Source organism: Gemmiger sp. An194 (assembly GCF_002160145.1).
In the GTDB taxonomy this organism is placed as follows: Bacteria; Bacillota; Clostridia; order Oscillospirales; family Ruminococcaceae; genus Allofournierella.
Genome location: NZ_NFKA01000006.1, coordinates 165404 through 171498 on the forward strand (window position 1 = coordinate 165404; position 6095 = coordinate 171498).

5 protein-coding genes and 1 tRNA gene are annotated in these 6095 nt (G+C 56.7%); 1 reads left to right on the top strand and 5 read right to left on the bottom strand.

Annotated elements, in window-relative coordinates; translation table 11 throughout:
* Positions 1–389: 389 nt before the first annotated feature.
* From kduI to B5F28_RS05865, 4 genes are all read right to left on the bottom strand, one after another.
* Entirely contained in the window at positions 390–1232 is an 843-nt protein-coding gene (gene kduI, locus B5F28_RS05850) for a 5-dehydro-4-deoxy-D-glucuronate isomerase (RefSeq protein WP_087294277.1), read from the bottom strand.
* 69 nt (positions 1233–1301) lie between these two features.
* On the bottom strand, positions 1302–2330 hold the full coding sequence (locus B5F28_RS05855) for a sugar kinase (RefSeq protein ID WP_087294280.1): 1029 nt from the start codon (positions 2328–2330) through the stop codon (positions 1302–1304).
* 24 nt (positions 2331–2354) lie between these two features.
* Complete coding sequence (locus B5F28_RS05860) at positions 2355–3311, bottom strand: bifunctional 4-hydroxy-2-oxoglutarate aldolase/2-dehydro-3-deoxy-phosphogluconate aldolase (protein ID WP_087294282.1); 957 nt, start codon at positions 3309–3311, stop codon at positions 2355–2357.
* 119 nt (positions 3312–3430) lie between these two features.
* Complete coding sequence (locus B5F28_RS05865; protein ID WP_087294285.1) at positions 3431–4222, bottom strand: gluconate 5-dehydrogenase; 792 nt, start codon at positions 4220–4222, stop codon at positions 3431–3433.
* A 425-nt stretch (positions 4223–4647) separates the two neighbouring features.
* On the opposite strand from B5F28_RS05865, the gene B5F28_RS05870 reads away from it, so the two are divergent.
* Complete coding sequence (locus tag B5F28_RS05870; protein WP_087294287.1) at positions 4648–5346, top strand: GntR family transcriptional regulator; 699 nt, start codon at positions 4648–4650, stop codon at positions 5344–5346.
* A 672-nt stretch (positions 5347–6018) separates the two neighbouring features.
* On the opposite strand, the gene B5F28_RS05875 is transcribed toward B5F28_RS05870, so the two are convergent.
* Positions 6019–6094 (bottom strand) — tRNA-Lys (locus B5F28_RS05875).
* Position 6095 lies beyond the last annotated feature (1 nt).

A 6095-nucleotide genomic window follows, 5' to 3' on the forward strand; every position in this document is an offset into this window, starting at 1 on the left:
GGTCCGGTCAGGGCACTGCTGTTCCCCTTCCCTGCTGGGCCCGGCTTGTTTTTGCTTCCTTTCGCGGTGCAAAAGAGGGAAAACTCCCCCCTCGCTTTTTCCATTATAAGGGGGGAGTTTTTTCACTGTACATAAGCGGATTTCGGCTTGCATCGTCATTTTTGCAGTATTTTTCGAAAAAGCAGCACTGTTTTCAGCAGTTCATTCTAAAAAAATCCAGTTTTTCAACTCTTCTTCCAGCGCTCCCTGAAATACCCTCCTGCGGCCGTGCCCATTTGCGGGCAAAACAAAAAGCCTGCTCCGGTGTGTGGGAGCAGGCTTTTTTGCAAGCGATATTCCGCCGAAGGGGCTGGCAGAATACGCCGGCGAACAGATTGAGGATGCGAAGCTTACTTCAGGTCGGTGGTGGCCAGCACGTCCATGTCATCGAATTCCATGTTCTCGCCGCCCATGGCCCAGATGAAGGTGTAGTTGCCGGTGCCTACGCCGCTGTGGATGCTCCAGGAGGGGCTAATCACAGCGTCGAAGTTCTGCATCACGATGTGACGGGTCTCGGTGGGCTCGCCCATCATGTGGAATACGACCTGATTCTCGGGGATCTCGAAGTAGGTGTAGATCTCCATGCGGCGCTCGTGAGTGTGGCTGGGCATGGTGTTCCAGTTGCTGCCGGGCTCCAGAGCGGTCATGCCCATGGACAGCTGGCAGGTCTTCAGCACGCTGGGGTGGATGAACTGGTTGATCACGCGCTTGTTGCAGCCTTCCACGGTGCCCAGAGGACGCTTGGCAGCCTCTTCGATGGTGATCAGCTTGTTCTCGTAGGCGCAGTGCGCGGGAGCGCTGACCATGAAGAACTTGGCAGGATTGGAGGCATCGTCACTGGAGAAGTGAACTTCCTTGTTGCCCTGGGTCAGGTACAGGCAGTCCTTGTAGTTCATGTGGTAGGAAACGCCGTCGGCCACAACGGTGCCGGCGCCGCCCAGGTTGAAGATACCGATCTCGCGGCGCTCCAGGAAGAACTTGGTGCCAAAGTTGGCCCATACATCGATGCCCTTGTCAATGGACACTGCTTCCTGAACAGGCATGCAGCCCAGGGTGACCATACGGTCAACATGGCTGTAAACAGCAACAACCTCATCGGCCTTGTACAGACCGGTGATCAGGAACTCGTTGCGGGTTTCTTCGGTGGTGTAGCGCTTGAAGTCGCGCTGATTGCAAGAGTAACGAATATCCATTTTTATATCCTCTTTTCCTATGTGCCGGCCCGGTCTGTGCGGGCCGGCATAGTGATCGTTGGGATGGACTTAGCGCTGGATACGGCCGGAACCGTCGCCGCCAGCCAGCTTCTCTACCTCAGCCAGGGTAACCATGTTGTAGTCGCCCTCGATGGAGTGCTTCAGAGCGGAAGCAGCCACAGCGAACTCAACCGCAGCCTGGGTGTCCTTGCCGGTGATCAGGCTGTAGATCAGGCCGCCGCCGAAGCTGTCGCCGCCGCCCACGCGGTCGATGATGTGCAGGTTGTACTTCTTGGAGAAACAGTATTCGTCCTTCTCCACGTTGTACAGCATGGCGCTCCAGCCGTTGTCGAAGGCAGAGTGGCTCTCACGCAGGGTGATGGCAACCATCTTGAAGCCGAACTTGTCAGCCAGCTGACGGGCAACGCTCTTGTAGCCCTCGTGGTTGATCTCACCGGCGTAGATGTCGGTGTTCTCAGCCTCGATGCCGAATACGTCCTTGGCATCCTCCTCGTTGGAGATGCAAACGTCCACGTACTGGCACAGCTCGGTCATGGCAGCGCGGGCCTGCTCACGGGTCCACAGCTTGCCGCGGTAGTTCAGGTCGCAGGAAACGGTGATGTTCCGCTCCTTGGCAGCCTTGCAGGCAGCCTTGCAGATCTCAACCAGGTTCTCACCCAGCGCCGGGGTGATGCCGGTGAAGTGGAACCATTCCACACCCTCGAAGATGCTGTTCCAGTCGAAGTCGGCGGGATCAGCAGTCTGGATGGCGGAATGAGCACGGTCGTAGATGCAAACGCTGCCGCGCTGAGAAGCACCCTTCTCGTTGAAGTAGATGCCAACACGCTCGCCGCCGCGAACGATCTTGCTGGTGTCCACACCGTAGCGGCGCAGGCTGTTCACGGCAGCCTGACCGATGGAGTGGGTGGGCAGCTTGGTCACGAAGGCAGCATCCAGGCCGTAGTTGGCCAGGGAAACGGCCACGTTGGCCTCGCCGCCGCCGAAGGTGAACTCCACGTGATCGCACTGTACGAAACGCTCGTAGTTATAGGGCTGCAGGCGCAGCATCAGCTCGCCAAAGGTAACAACTTTTGCCATAATATTTTTTCCTCCAGATTCTGGTTATTTCTGCAGCAGATGGATGGCGAAGCCGCCGATCTCCTGCTCCAGGTATACAACAGTCATACGACCGTTCTTGTATTTTGCGGTCTCCATGTTCAGGGTGTAGCCCTTCTTCACCAGCTCAGCAGCGGCGATCTCCACGCTGTTGGTGCGGATGGCCAGGTGACCCTGCTTGCCCAGGTAGGGCTGCTTCATCACTTCGATCTCGGAAGAGGAGAAGATGGAGCTGTTGCCGGCCTTGGCAGCGAAGCCGAAGGCATTCTCGAACTGCTCGGCCACCTCAGCGGCGACGGACTCGTCCGCGGAGTTGATGCCCACGTGAGCGATCTCGAAGCCCAGCACAGCCTGGCGGGCCTCAGCGCACAGCTGAGTGATCTTCTCGAAGTTGCCCGCGGCGATCTGGTCCTTGGGGCAAACCCAGCTGCCGCCCACGGCATGGATGAAGGGAGCGCGGATGAACTCACCCACGTTCTGGGCATTCACGCCGCCGGTGGGCATGAACTTCACGCCCACGAAGGGAGCGGACAGGTTCTTCAGAGCGTTCAGGCCGCCGTATACATTGGCGGGGAAGAACTTGATGACCTTCAGGCCCTTTTCCAGAGCAGCGGTGATCTCGGTGGGAGTCACGCAGCCGGGAGCCACGGGCACGTCATGCTCGATGCAGTAGTCCACGACCTTCTCGTTGAAGCCGGGAGACACGATGAACTTGGCGCCCATCTCGATGGCGGTCTTGCACTGCTCCAGGTTCAGAACGGTGCCTGCGCCCACCAGCATGTCGGGGCAGTTCTCGGCCACAGCCTTGATGGAATCGGCAGCAGCAGCGGTGCGGAAGGTGATCTCCATCACATCGATGCCACCGGCAACCATGGCGTTCGCGGTGGGGACAGCGTCCTTGGCATCCTCCAGCACAACAACGGGCACAACACCCGCGTTGGCAAAGCGTTCCATAACAGTCATTGCTTATAAGCCTCCATGTACGATTGTTTATGAGAATACCGCACAATTCCGGCAGGGACAGAGCCTTGCCGGAACCGTGCAATATTTATGAATGGCAGAATTCAGCGCAAAGCACAGACTCAGGGCTGCTTGCCGATGTAAGCCAGGATGCCGCCGTCCACATACAGGATGTGGCCGTTCACGAAGTTGGAAGCGTCGGAAGCCAGGAACACGGCGGGGCCGGCCAGGTCTTCGGCTTCGCCCCAGCGGGCAGCGGGGGTCTTGGCGATGATGAACTGATCGAAGGGATGGCGGCTGCCGTCCGGCTGGATCTCACGCAGAGGAGCGGTCTGGGGAGTGGCGATGTAGCCGGGGCCGATGCCGTTGCACTGGATATTGGCCTCGCCGTACTCGCTGGCGATGTTCTTGGTCAGCATCTTCAGGCCGCCCTTGGCAGCAGCGTAGGCGGAAACGGTCTCGCGGCCCAGCTCGCTCATCATGGAGCAGATGTTGATGATCTTGCCGTGACCCTTCTTGATCATGGAGGGGATCACAGCCTTGGATACGATGAAAGGAGCGTTCAGGTCCACGTCGATCACCTGACGGAACTCGGCAGCGCTCATGTCGCACATGGGGATGCGCTTGATGATGCCGGCGTTGTTGACCAGAATGTCGATCACGCCAACTTCTTCCTCGATCTTGGCCACCAGGGCATTCACAGCCTCTTCATTGGTGACATCGCATACATAGCCGTGGGCCTCGATGCCGGCCTCACGATAAGCAGCCAGGCCCTTGTCCACCAGTTCCTGCTTGATGTCGTTGAAAACGATGGTGGCACCTGCCTCGCTCAGAGCGCGGGCGATGGCAAAGCCGATTCCGTAAGAAGCGCCGGTTACCAGGGCAATCTTGCCCTCCAGAGAAAACATGTTCATTTCAATCACTCCTAAATAATCTCAAAAACCCGAAGCCTACATGTATACATGCTAAGACCAAATCCGGCTCCCGCGAAAGGAATCTGAAGGCTGATCCGGTGTCTTGTATACAAGCTGATTCTATCACGCTCTTTCAAAGAATGCAACAGACTCTTTTGAGATTCCCTATTTTTGTTGTTATGGCTTATAAAATCGGCTGTCATTTGTGCAGTTCGCCCTATTTTTTGTCATTATCGCAGCAAATCGCCAAATTGTTAAAAAAAATGTATACATACCCTTCAAGATAGTTGCTGTTTGCGGCATTATCGCGTATAATTCAAGAAGATGGCGGAACTATGTATCCATTGGTCCGGCAAAATGCCTTCCGCCGCCCGGTTACCGGTGCGGAGCGCGCTTTGTTGTTGGAAGAAAAGGAGCTTTTGCATATGAGTGTGCCTCCAAACACAAAGGAAATCTATCAGATCCTGGAATCAGAGATTGTGTCGCTGAAGATCGCCCCCGGCGAAGTACTCACCGAGAACAGCCTGTGTGAGCGGTTTCAGGTTTCCCGCACCCCGATTCGCAGTGTTCTGCAGCGCCTGCAGGAAAACAAGTTTGTGGAGATCATCCCCCACAAGAGCACCACGGTTACCCGGATCAATCTGGACATTGCAACTCAGCTGATCTATGAACGGGTGGCCATTGAAAGCATGGTTTTCCGGGACTTTGTGCGCACCGCATCGCCCACGGCGGTGGAACAGGTGCGGGATCTGCTGCATCGGATGGAAACGCTGGCGGAAGCCTCCCATCACCTGGAGGAATTCGACAGCTATGCCTTTCTGGCCGCCGACCACGACATGCACGAGTTCTGGTTTTTGTTCTGCGGCAAGGACATGCTATGGAAGCGGATCATCCGCCCTCACCCGGACTATTCCCGTCTGATGCGAATGGACGTGACCGGGGCGAAGAATGTGCCTGATGTGCTCCATGATCATCAGCTTATGATGCAGATGATCGACGACCATTCCGAAGCCGGCATCGAGGAACTGATGGTACGCCATATGTACGGCAACGTGCGCCGTCTGGGCAGCAAGCTGTTTTCCGGCGAATACAAAAAATATCTTCAGCCCGTTCCGAATGAGTGACCGTTTTACCCAAACAGGGAGGAGTTCTCCTCTTCCTTGCACCTTCACTGACACAAAAAGCCTGCCTCGGCCGCAACCGAAGCAGGCTTTTTTCTATCCCCTTTCATCCATTGGGAGGGAAATGTGCCAAAATAAGCGAGCCTCTTTCAGGCCGCCCCCTTTTGGTGAACTTCCAGACGAAGGCGTCAAGAACAACATGCCGGTGGCATGTTGTTTAGCCCGAGAGGCCCTGCGAGCTGAACCGGAGCGCCATCGGCGCGAACGGTGAAGCCGCCCCCGCAGGGGGGAAGTGCAGCAAAAGAAAAGCGAGCACCTTTCAATGCTCACCTCTTTGTGGTGCACTTCTAGACGAGGGCGTTAAGAACAACATGCCGGTGGCATGTTGTTTAGCCCGAGAGGCCCTGCGAGCTGAACCGGAGCGCCATCGGCGCGAACGGTGAAGCCGCCCCCGCAGGGGGGAAGTGCAGCAAAAGAAAAGCGAGCACCTTTCAATGCTCACCTCTTTGTGGTGCACTTCTAGACGAGGGCGTTAAGAACAACATGCCGGTGGCATGTTGTTTAGCCCGAGAGGCCCTGCGAGCTGAACCGGAGCGCTAACAGCGCGAACGGTGAAGCCGCCCCCGAAGGGGGGAAGTGCAACAAAAAAGACAGGACGTTTGTCCTGTCTTTTTGTGGTGCACTTCCAGGGACTCGAACCCTGGGCCCGCTGATTAAGAGTCAGCTGCTCTACCAACTGAGCTAGAAGTGCA